The following is a 17,523-nucleotide window of genomic DNA, read 5'->3' as shown; positions in this document are numbered from 1 at the left end:
CTCCGGTGTGCAGTCCACAGCCGCCGAGCTTAGCCTGAGCTGAAGTCGTTGCGGCGTGTAGCGCGCCCTGCGTTACCCTAGGCGCTTCCGGTCGCCGCGGCGACGCCGCTGCCTTGTCGCTTCCGATGCACGATCCTGCCTTGCAGGCGCTGAGCTTGCCTTTGCTCGATCCCGCTCTGCCGCTGCCGGCGCGGCCGCGCGTGCTGCTGCTGCGCGGCCGCGCCGGCGCGGGACTGGATGCGCTGCGCGCGGCGCGGCCGGATCTGCAATTGACCGCCGAGCAGGGCTTCCGCCCGTTCGCCGCGGCGCTGGAGGCGCAGGGCTGGAACACCACCACAAGCGCCGCTGGCGAATTCGACGCCGTGCTTGTGCTGCCGCCGCGCCAGCGCAGCGAAGTGCGCGGCCTGCTGGTGCGTGCACTGGAACACGCGGCGGACGATGCGCTGATTGTGGCCAGCGCCGCCAACAACGAAGGTGCGGGTGCCCTGCAGACGGACGTTGAGCGCCTGTTTGGCACGGCGCACAGCCTGTCGAAACACAAATGCCGCGTGCTCTGGCTGCGCCGCGGCGAGGCGCGCGTCGATGCGGCGCTGGCGCGGCAATGGCAGGCCGAGGACGCGCCCCAGCCCATCGCCGGCGGGCGTTTCCTCAGCCGCCCCGGCGTGTTCGCCTGGGACCGCATAGACACCGCTTCGGCGCTGCTCGCGGCGCGGCTGCCGGCCGATCTGGCCGGGCAGGGGGCCGATCTCGGCGCCGGCTACGGCTATCTTTCCTGCGAGGTGATGCAGCGTTGTGAACAGGTGACGTCCCTGCATCTGTACGAGGCCGAGCTGCGCGCGCTGGAACTGGCGCGGCTGAATCTGCAGCGCGCCGCGGCGCAATTGGGGCGCGCGCCGCCGGCGCTGGAATTCCGCTGGCATGACGTGGCCCTGGGGCTGGATGCACAGTTCGATTTCGTCGTGACCAATCCGCCGTTCCACCAGGGCCGCGCCGACCTGCCCGAGCTGGGCCAGGCCTTCGTGCGCGCCGCGGCGCGTGCGCTGCGGCCGGCGGGACGCCTGCTGCTGGTGGCCAATCGCCATCTGCCTTACGAGCAGACCCTGGCCGCACATTTTTCCAGTGTCGCCGTGCTCGCCGACGAGCAGGGTTTCAAAGTCATCCACGCCCGGGAACCGCGCCCATGAAGCTGCTGCGCCATATCGCCAACCTCGGCTACGGCAGCCGGCGCGAAGTCGCCGCCTGGTTCCGCGACGGACGCATCTGCGATGCCCAGGGCCAGGTGCTGGACGAGGACGCGCGCATCGCGCCGGAGCTGGTGCGTTTCGATGGCGAGCCGCTGGATCCGCCGCCGGGCCTGGTGCTGATGCTGCACAAGCCCGTGGGCTATACCTGCTCGACCAAGGATCCCGGCCGCCTGGTCTACGACCTGCTGCCGCGCCGCTACCGCTACCGCGATCCGCTGCTCTCGCCGGTGGGACGGCTGGACCGCGACACCTCCGGCCTGCTGCTGTTCACCGACGACGGCGGCCTGCTGCACCGGATCATTTCGCCCAGGTCCCAGGTGCCCAAGCAGTACGAAGTCACCCTGGCGCAGGATCTGCGCGGCGACGAGGCCGCCCTGTTCGCCAGCGGCAGCCTCTTGCTCGAAGCGGAGAAGACGCCGCTGCTGCCGGCGGAAATGGACGTGCTGGGACCACGCCAGGCGCGCCTGACCCTGCACGAAGGCCGCTACCACCAGGTGCGGCGCATGTTCGCCGCGACCGGCAATCATGTGGTGGCGTTGCACCGGTCCCAGGTCGGCGAGCTGGCGCTGGACGGGCTGGAAGCCGGCCAGTGGCGCGCGCTGGATGCCGCCGGCGTGGCCCGGGTATTTGCTGCGGCGCGTTGAATTCCCGGCGCGGATTTCAGCCCGCAGTTTCCGCGGCCACGCCCTTGTCCGTCACCACGCGCCGGGCCAGCCGGGCTTCGCGGTGGGCGATGTAGATATTGCTGGTGACGATGACGGCGGCGCCCACGCCGGTCCAGATGTCCAGCCGTTCATTGAACAGGAAATAGCCGAACAGGATCACCACCGGCAGCTGCAGGAAGCTCAGCGGCGTCAGCGCAGAGACTTCGCCCAGCTTGAGCGCGCGCGTCCACAGCAGATGTGCCACCGTGCCGAAGCCGCCGGCCAGTATCACCCACAGCCAGGATTCCGCATTCGGCCACTGCCAGTACGGGATCGCCGCGGGCAGGGACAGCAGCACCCACAGGCCCGTGGTGATCAGCACGATGGCATCCGGATGCTCGGTGCGCGACAGGAACTTGATGCTGATGGCGACTGTGCCGCTCATGGCGGCGGCGAGCAGCGCAACCAGGCTGGCGGTGCTGAAATCCGCCGCGCCCGGCCGCACAATCACCAGCACGCCGATGAAGCCGATCAGCACCGCACTCCAGCGCCGCAGCCGCACCACTTCGCCCAGGAACAGCACCGCGCCTATGGTCACGAACAGCGGCGTGGAATACGACAGCGAGATGGCCTGGGCCAGCGGCAGATGCACCACCGCCCAGAAGCCGGCCAGCATGGAAACTATGCCGATGCAGCAGCGCAGCACGTAGAAGCCCATCTTGTTCGTGCGCAGCAGCGCAGGGCCGTGGCGCAGCAGCAGCGGCAGGGCGAAGACAAATCCGAACAGGCTGCGGAAAAACGCGATCTCGAATGCGTGCAGCTGCCTGGAGGCGAGGCGGATGGTGACCGTCATGAAGCCGAACAGCACCGCGCTCGCGACCATCAGCAGGGCGGCCTTGACCAGCGGAGATGAAGCGGCCGGCGCCGCTTCGGCAGGTGCGTTCACGGCACTACCGTGGCGAAATGAAGGGTCAAGCCTATGCCGCGCCGGCCGCCGGCGACAGGGCCAAAGGTCGGGGGCGGGGCGGGGCCACGGCGGCAACAGCCGCATGCTGCGGCGCGGTTTGACAAGGCGACGGCGGATCGGCTCTAGTGCGGAAAATCCGCGGAGTTTCCGAATATGAAAATTCCTGCCTCGCCCGTGCAGGCTGGCCGGCGCCGCCTGCTGCAAGCCCTGGCTGCCGCCGCCGCGGCTGGCGCCACCGGCCTGGGGCCCGTCCTGGCCGCTCCTGCGGCAGCGGCCTTCGACACGCACCGCTATTCGGCCCGGGCGCGGCGCATCGTCGAGCGCAGCCTGGTCATCGACATGCTCGCACCGCTGCGGCTGGATCTGGACGAAAGCTATTACGCGCACACGCTGTCGCCGCAGGAAATCGCCGCCTTCCGCGCCAGCCGCATCACCGGCATGCACAACGCCTTCGGCATCGGCGGCGAGGACGCGCATGCCCAGGTGCTGCGCTACATGACCGGCTGGTACAACTTCGCCGCGCGCCATTCCGAGCTGTTCACCCTGGTCGGCAAGGCCGCCGACATCGACCACGCGCGCGAGCAGGGCAAGATCGCCGTAATCATGGGCGTGCAGAACGCCGAGCATTTCCGCACGGTGGAAGACGTCAAGACCTTCCACACCCTGGGCCTGCGCTGCGCGCAGCTCACCTACAACAGCCAGAACCTGCTCGGCTCGGGCTCGACCGAGCGCGTCGACGGCGGCCTCAGCGACTATGGCCTGTCCATCGTCGCTGCGATGAACGAACAGCGCCTGCTGGTCGATGTCTCCCATTGCGGCGACCGCACCACGCTGGATGCGATCGAGGCGTCCAAGGGGCCCATCGCGATCACCCATTCCAACTGCCGCGCGCTCAACGACCATCCGCGCCTGAAGACTGACGAGGCCATACGCAAGCTGGCCGCCAAGGGCGGCGTCATGGGTATCACCGGCGTGCGCAATTTCGTGCGCGGCAGCGAGCCGACCACAGTCGATCACATCGTTGATCACATCGACCATGTCGCCAGGCTGGTTGGCATCGAGCACGTCGGCGTCGGCTCCGACGCGGATCTGTATGGCTACGACGACATGCCGCCGGAACAGCTCAAGGCGCTGCGCGGCGGCTACAAGAGCAGCTACGCCTTCCGCGACAAGCTCGATACCGATGGCTTCGATCATCCACTCAAGACCTACGACTTGGCCGAGGCGCTGATCCGGCGCGGCTACAGCGATGCGAACATCGCGGCGGTGCTGGGCGGCAATTTCCGCCGCCTGCTGGGCGAAGTCTGGGGCTGAAACCGGCTGGCTGAACCAGCGGACACGAATCTGTCCGCATTGCCGTCCACCCGTCGCCGCGCTGCGCGCGGTTTCCGTTGTGCAGAAAGCGCCGGCGCGCCGGAGCTGTGCGCCAGTGCAAGATTTGCACACCCTGCGCCGGCGTAGAGTCGCCGCCGGGACAGCGAAGGGACAGACAGATGAAGGACTCGGCACGGCGGGCGGTCGCGGCGTTGCTGCTGGCCGGATTTGCGGCGGGCGCGCCGGCGCAGACGGCCAGCCACAGGCCCGATGCCCTGCTCGCGCACGGTTTCGAGAATGCGGCGCAAGGGCCGCGGCGCGATGCCGATGCGGCGCGCTTCCTGGCCCAGGCCACCTTCGGTCCCAGCACGGAGGCCATCGCCCAGTTGCGCGCGCAGGGCTACGAGAACTGGCTGCAGCAGCAGTTCGCCGCGCCGATCGCGCGCAGCGAGCCCTATCTGGACTGGGTCGGACGGCCGCCGGCCAACAACGATGTCACCGACGACGCGCGCCTTGAAATCTGGGCGATCAATTCAGTGGGGCTGCCCGATCCCAGCCGCGGCATGGCCGTGCCCACCGATGCGCTGCGCCAGCGCGTGGCCTATGCGCTGAGCCAGATCTTCGTCGTCTCCAATGTCAACGGCACGCTGAACTATCAGCCCTGGGCCCTGGCCAGCTACCAGGACATGCTGGCCGAACACGCCTTCGGCAATTTCTCCGATCTGCTGCACGCGGTGACCCTGCATCCGGCCATGGGCATCTACCTCAGCATGATCCAGAACCAGAAGGCGGACGAGGAACAGAACATCCATCCCGACGAGAACTTCGCCCGCGAGGTGCTGCAGCTGTTCTCGGTGGGTCTGGTGATGCTCGACAGCGACGGCAGCCCAGTACTGCAGAACGGTGCGCCGATACCGACCTACAACCAGAATACGGTGCGCGGCTTCGCTGCGGTATTCACCGGCTGGAACTGGAACAACACCGGCTGCGGCGAGGAAACCTTCACCTGCTGCGACGAGGAAACGTACTTCTGGTGTGGCCCCAGCAACCGCGACGAGCCGCCCTGGCAGCTGCCGATGCAGCCGGTGGAGGCCTATCACGACAACACCTCGCCCAAGCAGCTGCTGAACTACAGCGGCGTCGCGCTGGCCAACGGCGTGCTGCCGCCCGCCGGCGCCCAGGCCGAGCTGGACGCAGCGCTGGACAATATCTTCCGCCATCCCAACGTCGGCCCGTTCCTCGCCCGGCGCCTGATCCAGAACCTGGTCACCAGCAATCCCAGCCCGGCGTATATCCGGCGCGTCGCACAGGCCTTCGCTGACAACGGCCAGGGCGTGCGCGGCGACATGAAGGCGGTGATCCGCGCCGTGCTGCTGGACGTGGAAGCGCGCTACGGCCAGTGGCAGCAGCCCGAGCGCTTCGGCAAGCTGCGCGAGCCGCTGCTGAAATTCACCCATCTGTGGCGCGCGATGGAAGCGCGCTCCGGCGACGGCCGCATCGGCAACCTGAGCACCTGGCCGTACCTGGAGGAACGCATAGGCCAGGCGCCGCTGCGCTCGCCGACGGTGTTCAATTTCTTCAAGCCCGACTACAGCCGCCCGGGCGAGATCCGCAGCGCCGGCTTGCGCAGCCCGGAATTCCAGATTCTTTCCGACAGCCTGGCCGTGGGCACGCCGAACCGGCTGTTCTACGAAGTGTTCTGCTACTACACCGGCAGCGACCGCTGCTGGGACAGCGATGCGCCGGATACGCTGCAGCTCAACCTGGCGCGCGATGCGCCGCTGGCGGCGAGCGATCCCGGCGCGCTGCTGGACCGCTACAGCCTGCTGTTCCTTTCCGGGCAAATGTCGCCGTTCATGCGCGCAACCTTGCTCGCCCAGCTGCAGCAGCTCACGCAGCAGGACTACGGCAATTCGCTGGGCCGGGTGCGGGTGCAGAACGCGCTGTACCTGATCCTCAACTCGCCCGAATACTCCATCCAGAAATGAGGCCTGCCCGTGAACACGAACCGGCGTGATTTCCTGCGCAGAAGCCTGGCCGCCGCCCTGGGCGGTGCCGCGTTGTATTCGGCCCTGGGCAGCCTGCGCGTGGTCGCCGCGGCGGCCAACGGCCGGCGCTACACCTTCGGCGACTACAAGGCGCTGGTGTGCATTTTCCTGAGCGGCGGCAACGACAGCTTCAATACCGTAGTGCCTTACAGCACGGCGGAATACTCGGCGTATCTGGCCGCCCGCAATGGCCTGGCTACGGCCGGCGGCCTGGCTCTGGCCCAGTCCGCGGTGCAGGCGCAGAACCTGGATGCACTGGCCCTGGCGCCGGGCCTGCCCGGCGGTCCGCCCAGCGACGGCGGCAGCTACGGCCTGCATCCCTCGGCAGCGCCGCTGCGCGCACTGTTCACTGCGGGAAAAATGGCAGTTGTCGCAAATGTTGGAACGCTGCGCCAGCCCACCACTCAGGCCCAATACCAGGCCGGCAGCGTGCCGCTGCCGCCGCAGCTGTTCTCCCACGACGACCAGAGCATCTGCTGGCAGACCGCCCGCCCCGACGATGCCAATGCCGACGGCTGGGGCGGACGCATCGCCGACATCCTCTACGGCGCCAACACCGGCCTCGCGCCGATGAGCATTTCGCTGGCCAACGAGAACCGCTTCCTGCGCGCGGCCGTGGTCAGCCCGTATGCGATGGATGCCTCGGGCGTGGAGAAGATGAGCTACCTCGGCGACGGCGCCGAATCCTGGATCATGGGCGACAACCCCGGCGGCGCCGCGGCCTACCGGGCGCTGATCGCCGAAGGCACCCAGGCGCACATACTGGAACGCGCCTATGCCCAGGCCGCCGGCGCGGCCATCGACAATTACGAAATCGTCAGCGCGGCGCTGGATGCCGCGCCGCCGCTGGCCACCGTATTCCCCGAAACCGACCTCGGCGCGCAGCTGCAGATGGTCGCGCGCCTGATCGGCGTGCGTGGCGCGCTGGGCATGAGCCGGCAGGTGTTCTATGTCTCCGTTGGCGACTACGACACTCATGACGGCCAGATCGATACGCACGCGGACAATCTCGCCCAGCTGGCCCAGGCGCTGGTGGCGTTCCAGGCCGCCATGGACGAACTCAGCGTGGCCAACCAGGTGACCACGTTCACGGCGTCGGACTTCGGCCGCTCGCTGGCGGTCAACGGCGACGGTACCGACCACGGCTGGGGCGGCCATCATTTCGTGCTCGGCGGCGCCGTGCGCGGGCGGCGCTTTTACGGCCGCATGCCTTCGCTGCTGGCGGACGCCAACCCCGACGACACCGGCCACGGCCAGATCATCCCTACCACCTCGGTAGACCAGTACGCGGCCACGCTGGCGAGCTGGTTCGGCGTGGGCGCCAGCGATATCGCCGACATCTTTCCCAATCTGCACCGCTTCGACGCGGCCAATCTGCGTTTTCTGGGGTGAGCGCGGTGGATGCAGTCGTACGCGGCGCAGCCGGCTGCCGGCGCGTGGTGGCGACGGCGCTGACGACGCTGTTCGCGATTTCGGCGCCGGTCGCGGCCCAGGCGCGCACGTTTGAAGTGATCGCCAATCCCGACATGACTTTTACTCCAGCCGCGCTGACCATCTACCAGTACGACCGCGTCGTGTTCCGCAACGGCGGCGGCCTGCACAATGTCGTCGCCGACGACAACAGCTTCCGCTGCGCAGTCAACTGCAACACCAACACCGCCCCCAGCGCCCTGGCCTGGAGCGCCGGCGTGCAGTTCAGGCGGCCGGGCAGCTACGGCTATTTCTGCGAACAGCATGGCGATACCACATCGGGGATGCGCGGTTTGATCGTGGTGATAGACCGGGTATTCGTTGATGGGTTTGATGTCGTGCAGTGATGGCTGGGGTTGGGCCGGCGGGTTTGTCGGTGTTGGCGACAGGGTGGCGCGGGTGTTGGGCGGCTGGTATTGCGGGGCATGAGCGACGCGTGCTGTGAGTGCTGAGCGGGATCGTTCCAGTATCGCGCAGCTGGGCGGTTGTGCGTCGGGCGGCGACAGTGTTCCGGCCTGCGCGCGGCCGATGTGGTGTAGCGGAGAAGCATCGGCGCGGGAAGAAAGCCCTCTCCCCCAAGCTCGCTTGGGGGAGAGGGTTGGGTGAGGGGGCGGCGCATCGGTTGCGAGAAATTCCGGTTTTCGCCGGCGCTTCGCGTGTTGAAGATTTTGGCGAAAATCCAAAGGGTGGGGCGCGTTGATCGTTGCCCCCTCACCCCAGCCCTCTCCCCCAAGCGGGCTTGGGGGAGAGGGAGCTTTCCGCTTTTTCTCGAAGAAATCCGGCAAATTTCGCTTGCCAAAAACCTCGGATTCCTCCGCACACTCCCTGCGAATCCCGAATCCCGAATCCCGAATCCCGAATCCCGAATCCCGAATCCCGAATCCCGAATCCCGAATCCCGAATCCCGAATCCCGAATCCCGAATCCCGAAATTGCTTATCGGCAAAAGCAAGAATTCATGCAATTTGCGTTCGAGAATTAGCCGGAAACCAAAAGCACCAGGCTTCTGTTCCGCTACGCATTGCATTTAATTTTGTGAAGCGATCGGCGCCAGCCTCGCTTCAAAAATCCGTTTGCCACCAGTCGCGGTGCTAGTGTAAAAATCAACTCGCAGCGCCGCCGCGGAACGTGGTGTTCGCGTGCCGTGCGGCAGCGGCAGCAGGCTTGCCGCCTCCAGACTTGCGCAAGACCGGAACCATCGGCAGACCGGCCCCTCGGCCGGCCGCCGCTGGCGTGCATTCGTGGCTGTTCCTCCGACGAGGTGCCGCATGTGCTTCAAGCCTGTCCTGGCCGTCGTGTTGCTTTTGAACCTGGGCGCCTGCGCATCCACGCCGCCGGTGCCGCGGGCGGCGGAGACCGTGGCCGGGCCGGTGTCATCGCCGCCGCCGGTGCCGCCGCAGGATCCCTACGAAAACGCGGCCACCGCGCCCGGCTGGAACTATCCGGAGGACGAGCACTGGGATCCGGCCTGCCGGTCCACCAGCTACCAGCAATCGCCGATCGATTTTCGCGGCGTATCGGCTACACCGTGGAACGCATCCTATGTCGTCACCCAGGCGACGCTGGATCCGTATGAACGCAACGTGGTCTTCATGCCCACGCCCGGGCCTGCGGTGCTGTTCAATCCCGAAGTGGGCAGCCGGTCGCGGCGGCGCACGTTCACGCCGGCTGGATTCCATTTCCACAACGGCGGCGAGCATCGGGTGCAGGAGGCGGCGCTGCTGGAGTTGCATATCAAGGCTACCGATGCCGCGGGCAGCGTCGCCGTGTTCGCGCTGCAATGGATGGCCGGCGGCGGCGCCGATCCCACGCTGGGTGCCGCCATCGCATCCCTGGGCACGCAGCCGGGCGAACCCCGCGCCCTGGATATGAGCCGGCTGCTGCACCGCTTCGGCGAGGAGCCGTTCTACAGCTACCTCGGCTCGCTGACCACGCCGCCATGCACGGGCGATATCCGCTGGTTCGTGCTCAAGAATCCGCTACGCGCCAGCATGGCGCAGATCAACCAACTGCGCGCCGGCCTGGTCGCCAAGGGTGTTTCGGCGCACAACGTGCGCACCACCAGGCCGCTGATGTCGCCGCAGCCCGAGATTTTCCTGGTCGAACCGCGCGAGTCTCTGCCTTAAGGGCCGGAATTCGGGATGGGCAAGCGCCGGCTTCGCGTCGCTGCTGCGAGTCCCGAATCCCCACTCACGAAGTCCGACCCCTGACCGCTTCCCGGCAGATACGCTCTATCTCATCCGGATCCGCCGGCTTGACCAGGTGGTAGTCGATGCCCGCTTCGCGCGTGCGGCGGCGGTCTTCGGCCTGGCCCCAGCCGGTGAGGGCGATCAGCACGGCGGTGTCGCCGCCGGGCAGGGCGCGGATCCGCATGGCCAGTTCCAGGCCGTTGAGCTTGGGCATGCCCACGTCCAGGAACATGATGTCCGGCGCAAAGCCGCTGAATTCGGTCAGGGCGATTTCCGGATCGTAGACGGTGTGCACCACGTGGCCGGAAAGATCCAGCAGCATGGCGAGGGTATTGGCCGCGTCGCGGTTGTCGTCGACGATCAGGATGCGCCGGCTGCCGGTGGCCGGCGCGGCGGCGCCGGCAGCGGCGGATGCCGGTGCCCGTGCGGCTTCCGTTGCAACGGCGGATGCGGTCGCGGAATCCGGTATGGCCTGGCCGGAAGACGCTTCAGCGCCTGCGCTGCGGTCTGTCGCACCTGCGTCCCGCGCGTCCTGCGGCCGGCTGCGGCTCACCGGCAGTATCACCTCGAAGCAGGAGCCATGGCCTTCGCCTTCGCTGTGCGCGACCACGCTGCCGCCGTGCATCTGCACCAGGCGGCGCACCAGGGTCAGGCCTATGCCCAGGCCGCCCTGGGAGCGTTCCAGCGAGGTGTCCACCTGCACGAACAGGTCGAACACTTCCTCCAGCCGCGACGGCGGAATGCCTATGCCGCTGTCGCGCACGCTGATGACGATATCGTCGCCGCGCAGCTGCGTGCCCAGCACGATGCGGCCGCCGGGCAAGGTGTATTTGGCGGCATTGTTCAGGAGATTGCCGAATACCTGGGTCAGGCGCTGGGCGTCGCCGTCGACCAGCACCGGCCCGGCGTCCAGCTCCAGGCTCAGGCGGTGCTGCAGCGCATCCAGGTGCGGCCGTGTGGTTTCCACCGCGGTGGTCAGCAGCGGCTCCAGCGCGGTCAGCTCGCGGCGCAGTTCGATGCGGCCGTGGGTGATGCGCGATACATCGAGCAGGTCGTCCACCAGGCGCACCAGCTGGCGCAGCTGGCGATCCATCACGTCCAGCGCGTGGCGCGCCGCGGGGCTGGCGGTTTCCTTCTGCATCAGCTCGACCGCGCTGTAGATCGGCGCGAGCGGGTTGCGCAGCTCGTGGGCGAGGGTGGCGAGGAATTCGTCCTTGCGCCGGTCGGCCTGGCGCAGCTTCTCGGCCAGTTGCTGCAGCTGGGTTTCGGCGCGGCGGCGCTCGGTTACTTCGGCTTCGAGCTGGGCATTGCTGAGGCTCAGCTCCGCGTTGGCCAGGGCCAGGGTGCGCGACAGCGCCTCGTATTCCTCCGCGCGCTCGGTCTGCAGCGCCAGGTTGACCTTGACCAGGCTCGCATTCTCGCCGGCCAGGGCGCGGCGCTTGCGGTACAGTTCCACAAGTACCGCGACCTTGCTGCGCAGGATGTCCGGCACCAGCGGTACCTGCACATAGTCGATTGCGCCCAGGCGGTAGCCCTGCAGGCGGTCCAGGTCGCCCACATGCACGCCGGTGACGAAGATGATGGGCGTGTTCTCGAAGCGCGGATGCTGGTGGATCAGCTCGGCCGTCTCGAAGCCATCCATGCCGGGCATGCTGACATCGAGCAGGATCACCGCGTACTCGGCTTCCATCAGGCGGCGCAGTGCATCCTCGCCGGAATGCGCCTTGACCAGGTTCTCGCCCAGCTGGGCCAGCACGGCCTCGTAGCTGAGCAGGCGCGAAGGCTGGTCGTCGACCAGCAGGATGTTCACTTTGTCCGCGGGCATCTGCATGGCGGGGCTCAGCGGTGCAGCCACTGGCGCAGCACCGACAGCAGCTGGTCGGTGTTGACGGGTTTGGCCAGGTAGTCGGAGGCGCCGGCTTCCAGGCATTTCTCGCGGTCGCCCTTCATCGCCTTGGCGGTCAGCGCGATGATGGGCAGGCTGCGGAACTGCGCATCCTCGCGGATCGCGCGCGTGGTTTCGTAGCCGTCCATCTCCGGCATCATGATGTCCATGAGCACCAGGGCGATATCGTTGCCGCCCTGCAGGCGGGCGATGGCTTCCTGGCCGGTGGACGCGGTGATCACGTTGAGCCCGTGGCGTTCCAGCACGCTGGACAGGGCGAAGATATTGCGTACGTCGTCGTCCACCACCAGCACCTGCTTGCCGATCAGGGCCTCGTCGGTGTCGTGCAGGTGTTCGAGCATGCGCCGCTTGCCCGGCGGCAGGTCGGCGATGACGCGGTGCAGGAACAGCGCGGTCTCGTCGAACAGGCGCTCGGGCGATTGCGCGCCCTTGATCACCACGCTCTTGGCCGCTTTCTTCAGCAGTTTGTTCTCCGCATCGCTGAGTTCCTTGCCGGTGAACACGACGATGGGCACGTCGGCCAGTGCGCTGTCGCCGTGGATGTCGGCGAGCAGGTCGAAGCCGGACATGTCCGGCAGGCGCAGGTCCAGCACGATGCAGTCGAAGCTCTCGCTGCGCAGCGCGGCCAGTGCGGCATGGCCGTTGTCCACGCTGACGATTTCCACGTCGTCGTGGGCGACCAGTTCCACGATGCTGAAGCGTTCGGCGTCGTTGTCCTCGACCACCAGCAGGCGCTTGGGCCGCGGCGCGACGAAGTTCTTGATCCGCTCCAGCGCGGCCTTGAGCCCTTCGGTGGTGACCGGCTTGTTGATGAAGGAGAACGCGCCGCGTTCCAGGCCCTGCTGGCGCTCGTCCTCGATGGTGACCACCTGTACCGGGATATGCCGCGTGCTGGAATCCTGCTTGAGCCGGCTCAGCACGGTCCAGCCCAGCATGTCGGGCAGGAAGATGTCGAGCGAGATCGCCGTGGGCAGGTGCTTGCGCGCCAGGGTGATGGCCTCGGTGCCACGCATGGCGACCAGGCCCTTGAAGCCGTGTTCGCGCGCCAGGTCCAGCATCACCTTGGCGTAGTGCGGATCGTCCTCGACGATGAGCAGTACGCGGTCGCCGGGTTGCAGTTCGGCGCGGTCGTCGGCCACTTCCTCGTTGCGCGGGGCGGGCAGGGCGGGCTGGGGGGCGCCGGCGCGGCCGCGCTGGTCGTCGCCGCTGGTCGCGCCCACGTAATGCAGCGGCAGATACAGCGTGAAGGTGCTGCCGACGCCGACCGTGCTGCTCAGGCGGATCTCGCCGCCGAGCAGGTTGGCCAGTTCGCGGCTGATGGCCAGGCCCAGGCCGGTGCCGCCGTATTTGCGCGAAGTGCCCGCATCGGCCTGCTGGAAGGCTTCGAAGATGATGCGCTGTTTTTCCAGCGGTATGCCTATGCCCGAATCGGTGACCGAGAAAGCCACCACCATTGGCGCGCGGCTGAGCACCGGGTGATCGGTGGACCAGCCGGTCGGCGCGACACCGGCGGCGAAGGTGATCACGCCCTGGTCGGTGAACTTGAAGGCGTTGGAGAGCAGGTTCTTCAGCACCTGCAGCAGGCGCTTGGGATCGGTGGTGATGGTGCTGCCCAGGGCCGGATCCAGGCGCGTGACAAAGCCCAGCCGGCGCCGTTCCGCCTCGTGGGCGAAGTTGCGCTCGACCATGTCGCGCAACTGGGCGAAGGCGAGTTCCTCCACTTCCACCGTGACCGTGCCCGATTCGATCTTGGAAAGATCCAGGATGTCGCTGATCAGGTTGAGCAGGTCGGTGCCGGCGGCATGGATGGTGCTGGCGAATTCCACCTGCTTGGGCGAGAGATTGCCGGGCACGTTGTCGGCCAGCTGCTGGCCCAGGATCAGGATGCTGTTGAGCGGCGTGCGCAGCTCGTGCGACATGTTGGCGAGGAATTCGGACTTGTAGCGCGAGGTCAGCGCCAGTTCCGCGGCCTTTTCCTCCAGCGCGCGGCGGGCCTGCTCGATCTCGCGGTTCTTGCGCTCCACCTCGGCATTCTGCTGCGCCAGCAGCTTGGCCTTGAGGCCCAGTTCCTCGTTGGTCTGCTGCAGCTCCTTCTGCTGGGTCTGCAGCTCGCCGGCCAGCTGTTGCGACTGGGCCAGCAGGCCTTCGGTGCGCATGGTGGCTTCGATGGTGTTGAGCACGATGCCGATACTGCCGGTGAGCTGCTCCAGGAAGGCCAGGTGCGACGGCGTGAATTCGCCCAGGCTGGCCAGTTCGATCACCGCCTTGACCTGGTCCTCGAACAGCACCGGAATCACGATCACGCTGCGCGGCGCGGCCTTGACCAGGCCGGAGGAAATCTGGATCTGCGTGGCGGGAATCTCGGTCAGCAGCAGGCGCCGGCGCAGTTCGGCGCACTGGCCGACCAGGCTTTCGCCGAGGCGGAAACGGCGCGGCGCGGCCTCGCCGCCGTCGTCGGCATAGCCGTAGATCTGCTGCAGGTAGGCATCGCCGCCGCTGCCTTCCATCACGTACATCACGCCCTGCTGCGCTTCCACCAGCGGCGCCAGTTCCGACATCAGGGTGCGCGCCACGGTGAGCAGGTTGCGCTGGCCCTGCATCATGCCGGAGAAGCGCGCGAGGTTGGTCTTGAGCCAGTCCTGTTCGGTGTTGCGCTCGGTGGTGGCGCGCAGGTTGCCGATCATGGCGTTGATATTGTCTTTCAGCTCGGCCACCTCGCCGCGTGCATCGACCTGGATGGAGCGGGTGAGGTTGCCCTGGGTCACCGAGGTCGCCACTTCGGCGATGGCGCGCACCTGGGTGGTGAGATTGGCCGCGAGCAGGTTGACGTTGGCGGTGAGGTCGCGCCAGGTGCCGGCGGCGCCGGGCACTGCGGCCTGGCCGCCGAGGCGGCCTTCCACGCCGACTTCGCGTGCGACCGTGGTTACCTGTTCGGCGAAGATGGCCAGCGTATTGGTCATGCTGTTGATGGTGTCGGCCAGCGCAGCGACTTCGCCCTTGGCTTCCACCGCCAGCTTCTGGCGCAGGTCGCCGTTGGCCACCGCGGTCACCACCTTGACGATGCCGCGCACCTGGTCGGTAAGGTTGGCCGCCATCACGTTGACGTTGTCGGTGAGATCCTTCCAGGTGCCGGCCACGCCGGGCACCGCGGCCTGGCCGCCGAGCTTGCCTTCGGTACCGACCTCGCGCGCCACGCGCGTGACTTCGGCGGCGAAGCCGTTGAGCTGGTCGACCATGGTGTTGATGGTGTTCTTCAGCTCCAGGATCTCGCCCTTCACATCCACCGCGATCTTGCGCGAGAGATCGCCGCGCGCCACGGCGGTCGCCACCTCGGCGATGTTGCGCACCTGGTTGGTGAGGTTGGACGCCATGGAGTTGACGTTGTCGGTAAGGTCCTTCCAGGTGCCGGCCACGCCGGGCACCGTGGCCTGGCCGCCGAGCTTGCCTTCGGTGCCGACTTCGCGCGCCACGCGCGTGACTTCGGCGGCGAAGCCGTTGAGCTGGTCGACCATGGTGTTGATGGTGTTCTTCAGCTCCAGGATTTCACCGCGCACATCCACCGCGATCTTGCGCGAGAGATCGCCGCGCGCCACCGCCGTTGTCACCTCGGCGATATTGCGCACCTGGCCGGTGAGGTTGGAGGCCATGGAGTTGACGTTGTCGGTGAGGTCCTTCCACACGCCGGAAACGTCTTTCACATCGGCCTGGCCGCCGAGCTTGCCTTCGGTGCCGACTTCGCGCGCGACGCGCGTCACTTCGGCGGCGAAGCCGTTGAGCTGGTCCACCATGGTGTTGATGGTGTTCTTGAGTTCGAGGATTTCGCCCTTCACATCCACCGCGATCTTGCGCGACAGGTCGCCGCGCGCCACCGCCGTCGTCACCTCGGCGATGTTGCGCACCTGCACCGTCAGGTTGGTGGCCATGGCATTGACCGAGTCGGTGAGGTCCTTCCAGGTGCCGGCCACGCCGGGCACCGTGGCCTGGCCGCCAAGCTTGCCTTCGGTGCCGACCTCGCGCGCGACGCGCGTGACTTCGGCGGCGAAGCCGTTGAGCTGGTCCACCATCGTGTTGATGGTGTCCTTGAGTTCGAGGATCTCGCCCTTCACGTCCACCGCGATCTTGCGCGACAGATCGCCGCGCGCCACCGCCGTCGTCACCTCGGCGATATTGCGCACCTGGGCGGTGAGATTGGAGGCCATGGAGTTGACGTTGTCGGTGAGGTCCTTCCAGGTGCCGGCCACGCCGGGCACCTGGGCCTGGCCGCCGAGCTTGCCTTCGGTGCCGACTTCGCGCGCCACGCGCGTCACCTCCGAGGCGAAGGAACGCAGCTGCTCGATCATGGTGTTCAGCGTTTCCTTGAGATCGAGGATCTCGCCGCGCACGTCCACCGTGATCTTGCGCGACAGGTCGCCGCTGGCGATGGCCGTGGCTACCTCGGCGATGTTGCGCACCTGGCCGGTGAGGTTGGAGGCCATGGAGTTCACGTTGTCGGTGAGATCCTTCCACACGCCGGACACGCCCTTGACCTGGGCCTGGCCGCCGAGCTTGCCTTCGGTGCCGACTTCGCGCGCCACGCGCGTGACTTCGGCGGCGAAGCCATTGAGCTGGTCTACCATGGTGTTGATGGTGTTCTTCAGTTCCAGGATCTCGCCCTTCACGTCCACCGTGATCTTGCGCGACAGATCGCCGCGCGCCACCGCCGTCGTCACCTCGGCGATGTTGCGCACCTGCGAAGTGAGATTGGTGGCCATGGCATTGACCGAGTCCGTGAGGTCCTTCCAGGTGCCGGCCACGCCGGGCACGATGGCCTGACCGCCGAGCTTGCCATCCGTGCCCACTTCGCGCGCCACGCGGGTGACTTCGGAGGCGAAGCCGCGCAACTGGTCCACCATGGTGTTGATGGCTTCCTTGAGCTGCAGGATCTCGCCGCGCACGTCCACCGTGATCTTGCGCGACAGGTCGCCGCTGGCCACGGCGATGGTCACCTCGGCGATATTGCGCACCTGTGCAGTGAGGTTGGAGGCCATCTGGTTGACCGATTCGGTCAGCTCCTTCCACACGCCGGACACGCCCTTGACCTGGGCCTGGCCGCCGAGCTTGCCCGCCGTGCCGACTTCGCGCGACACGCGCGTCACCTCCGAGCTGAATACGCCCATCTGCTCGATCATGGCGTTGACGATGCCGGCCGAGCGCAGGAATTCGCCCTGCAGCGGGCGGCCTTCGATTTCCAGGTCGATGGTCTTGGTCAGGTCGCCGCGGGCCACCGCGGAAATGGCGCGGGTCATGCGTTCGGTGGGCCAGAGCAAGTCGTCGCAGAGCGTGTTCACCGACTGCTCCATCGCGCCCCAGGCGCCGCGGCGGCTGGCGCCGGCGACGCGCTCGCGGGTCTGGCCGCGTTTGCCCACTGCATCGCCGACGCGGGCCAGTTCCTCGGCCAGGCGATGGTTGTTGAGCATGATCTCGTTGATGGTGTCGGCGAGCTTGCCTTCCAGCCCGTCCCAGTTGCCCGGCAGGCGCTGGCTGAAATCGCCGTCGCGCACGGCCTGCAGCACGCGTAGCAGCTCCGGCAGGGCATTGGCGGTGGAGGCAGGCGGCGGAACGGGCGCAGTGAGGCCGGGAACGTTGGGTGCGGTCATGCGGCGAGGCTCCCAAGAACAGTGATGGCGGCGGAACGGCCGGCTATGCACAGCGTACACAGTGGCGCAGGCATAGTGCGCGGGCGCGGCCGGCTGGTCATGCGGC

The 17,523-nt window shown here is 67.4% G+C and carries 10 protein-coding genes; 7 read left to right on the top strand and 3 right to left on the bottom strand.

Going from position 1 to position 17,523, the window contains the following annotated elements:
• The first annotated feature begins 113 nt into the window (after positions 1–113).
• Both NM961_RS10025 and NM961_RS10020 read left to right on the top strand, forming a co-directional pair.
• A complete protein-coding gene (locus NM961_RS10025) occupies positions 114–1,184 on the top strand; it encodes a class I SAM-dependent methyltransferase (protein ID WP_255914103.1) in 1,071 nt (356 codons plus the stop codon).
• The gene (locus NM961_RS10020) at positions 1,181–1,888 is read left to right on the top strand and encodes a pseudouridine synthase (RefSeq protein ID WP_255914102.1); all 708 of its coding nucleotides are present in this window, start codon (positions 1,181–1,183) and stop codon (positions 1,886–1,888) included. The genes NM961_RS10025 and NM961_RS10020 overlap by 4 nt, the downstream gene beginning before the upstream one ends.
• Before the next feature lie 16 nt (positions 1,889–1,904).
• Here NM961_RS10020 and NM961_RS10015 read toward each other — a convergent pair whose 3' ends face one another.
• On the bottom strand, positions 1,905–2,834 hold the full coding sequence (locus NM961_RS10015; RefSeq protein ID WP_255914101.1) for a DMT family transporter: 930 nt from the start codon (positions 2,832–2,834) through the stop codon (positions 1,905–1,907).
• A 174-nt stretch (positions 2,835–3,008) separates the two neighbouring features.
• Between NM961_RS10015 and NM961_RS10010 the strand changes: the two genes are divergently transcribed.
• From NM961_RS10010 to NM961_RS09990, 5 genes are all read left to right on the top strand, one after another.
• Positions 3,009–4,169, top strand: a complete 1,161-nt coding sequence (locus NM961_RS10010) for a dipeptidase (protein ID WP_255914100.1) — start codon at positions 3,009–3,011, stop codon at positions 4,167–4,169.
• A gap of 179 nt (positions 4,170–4,348) precedes the next feature.
• Complete coding sequence (locus tag NM961_RS10005) at positions 4,349–6,157, top strand: DUF1800 domain-containing protein (RefSeq protein ID WP_255914099.1); 1,809 nt, start codon at positions 4,349–4,351, stop codon at positions 6,155–6,157.
• A gap of 9 nt (positions 6,158–6,166) precedes the next feature.
• Complete coding sequence (locus NM961_RS10000; protein WP_255914098.1) at positions 6,167–7,609, top strand: DUF1501 domain-containing protein; 1,443 nt, start codon at positions 6,167–6,169, stop codon at positions 7,607–7,609.
• A 5-nt stretch (positions 7,610–7,614) separates the two neighbouring features.
• A complete protein-coding gene (locus tag NM961_RS09995) occupies positions 7,615–8,034 on the top strand; it encodes a plastocyanin/azurin family copper-binding protein (protein WP_255914097.1) in 420 nt (139 codons plus the stop codon).
• A 920-nt stretch (positions 8,035–8,954) separates the two neighbouring features.
• A complete protein-coding gene (locus tag NM961_RS09990) occupies positions 8,955–9,812 on the top strand; it encodes a carbonic anhydrase family protein (RefSeq protein WP_255914096.1) in 858 nt (285 codons plus the stop codon).
• A gap of 64 nt (positions 9,813–9,876) precedes the next feature.
• On the opposite strand, the gene NM961_RS09985 is transcribed toward NM961_RS09990, so the two are convergent.
• Positions 9,877–11,706 (bottom strand): response regulator, encoded by a 1,830-nt coding sequence (locus NM961_RS09985; protein WP_255914095.1) that lies wholly within the window; start codon positions 11,704–11,706, stop codon positions 9,877–9,879.
• Positions 11,707–11,714: 8 nt separating this feature from the next.
• The gene (locus tag NM961_RS09980) at positions 11,715–17,417 is read right to left on the bottom strand and encodes a HAMP domain-containing protein (protein ID WP_255914094.1); all 5,703 of its coding nucleotides are present in this window, start codon (positions 17,415–17,417) and stop codon (positions 11,715–11,717) included.
• Positions 17,418–17,523 lie beyond the last annotated feature (106 nt).

It is taken from the genome of Tahibacter harae, from assembly GCF_024437735.1.
GTDB lineage: Bacteria > Pseudomonadota > Gammaproteobacteria > Xanthomonadales > Rhodanobacteraceae > Tahibacter > Tahibacter harae.
Note: the sequence above shows the minus strand (reverse complement) of the source record. Positions and strands in the feature narration are given on the sequence as shown.

What these genes read in the sequence shown, in the direction of transcription:
- NM961_RS10005 (WP_255914099.1), top strand. Translation starts at nt 4,349, where the DNA reads ATGAAGGACTCGGCACGGCGGGCGGTCGCGGCGTTGCTGCTGGCCGGA.
- NM961_RS10010 (WP_255914100.1), top strand. Translation starts at nt 3,009, where the DNA reads ATGAAAATTCCTGCCTCGCCCGTGCAGGCTGGCCGGCGCCGCCTGCTG.
- NM961_RS09990 (WP_255914096.1), top strand. Translation starts at nt 8,955, where the DNA reads ATGTGCTTCAAGCCTGTCCTGGCCGTCGTGTTGCTTTTGAACCTGGGC.
- NM961_RS09980 (WP_255914094.1), bottom strand. Translation starts at nt 17,417, where the DNA reads ATGACCGCACCCAACGTTCCCGGCCTCACTGCGCCCGTTCCGCCGCCT.
- NM961_RS09985 (WP_255914095.1), bottom strand. Translation starts at nt 11,706, where the DNA reads ATGCAGATGCCCGCGGACAAAGTGAACATCCTGCTGGTCGACGACCAG.
- NM961_RS10020 (WP_255914102.1), top strand. Translation starts at nt 1,181, where the DNA reads ATGAAGCTGCTGCGCCATATCGCCAACCTCGGCTACGGCAGCCGGCGC.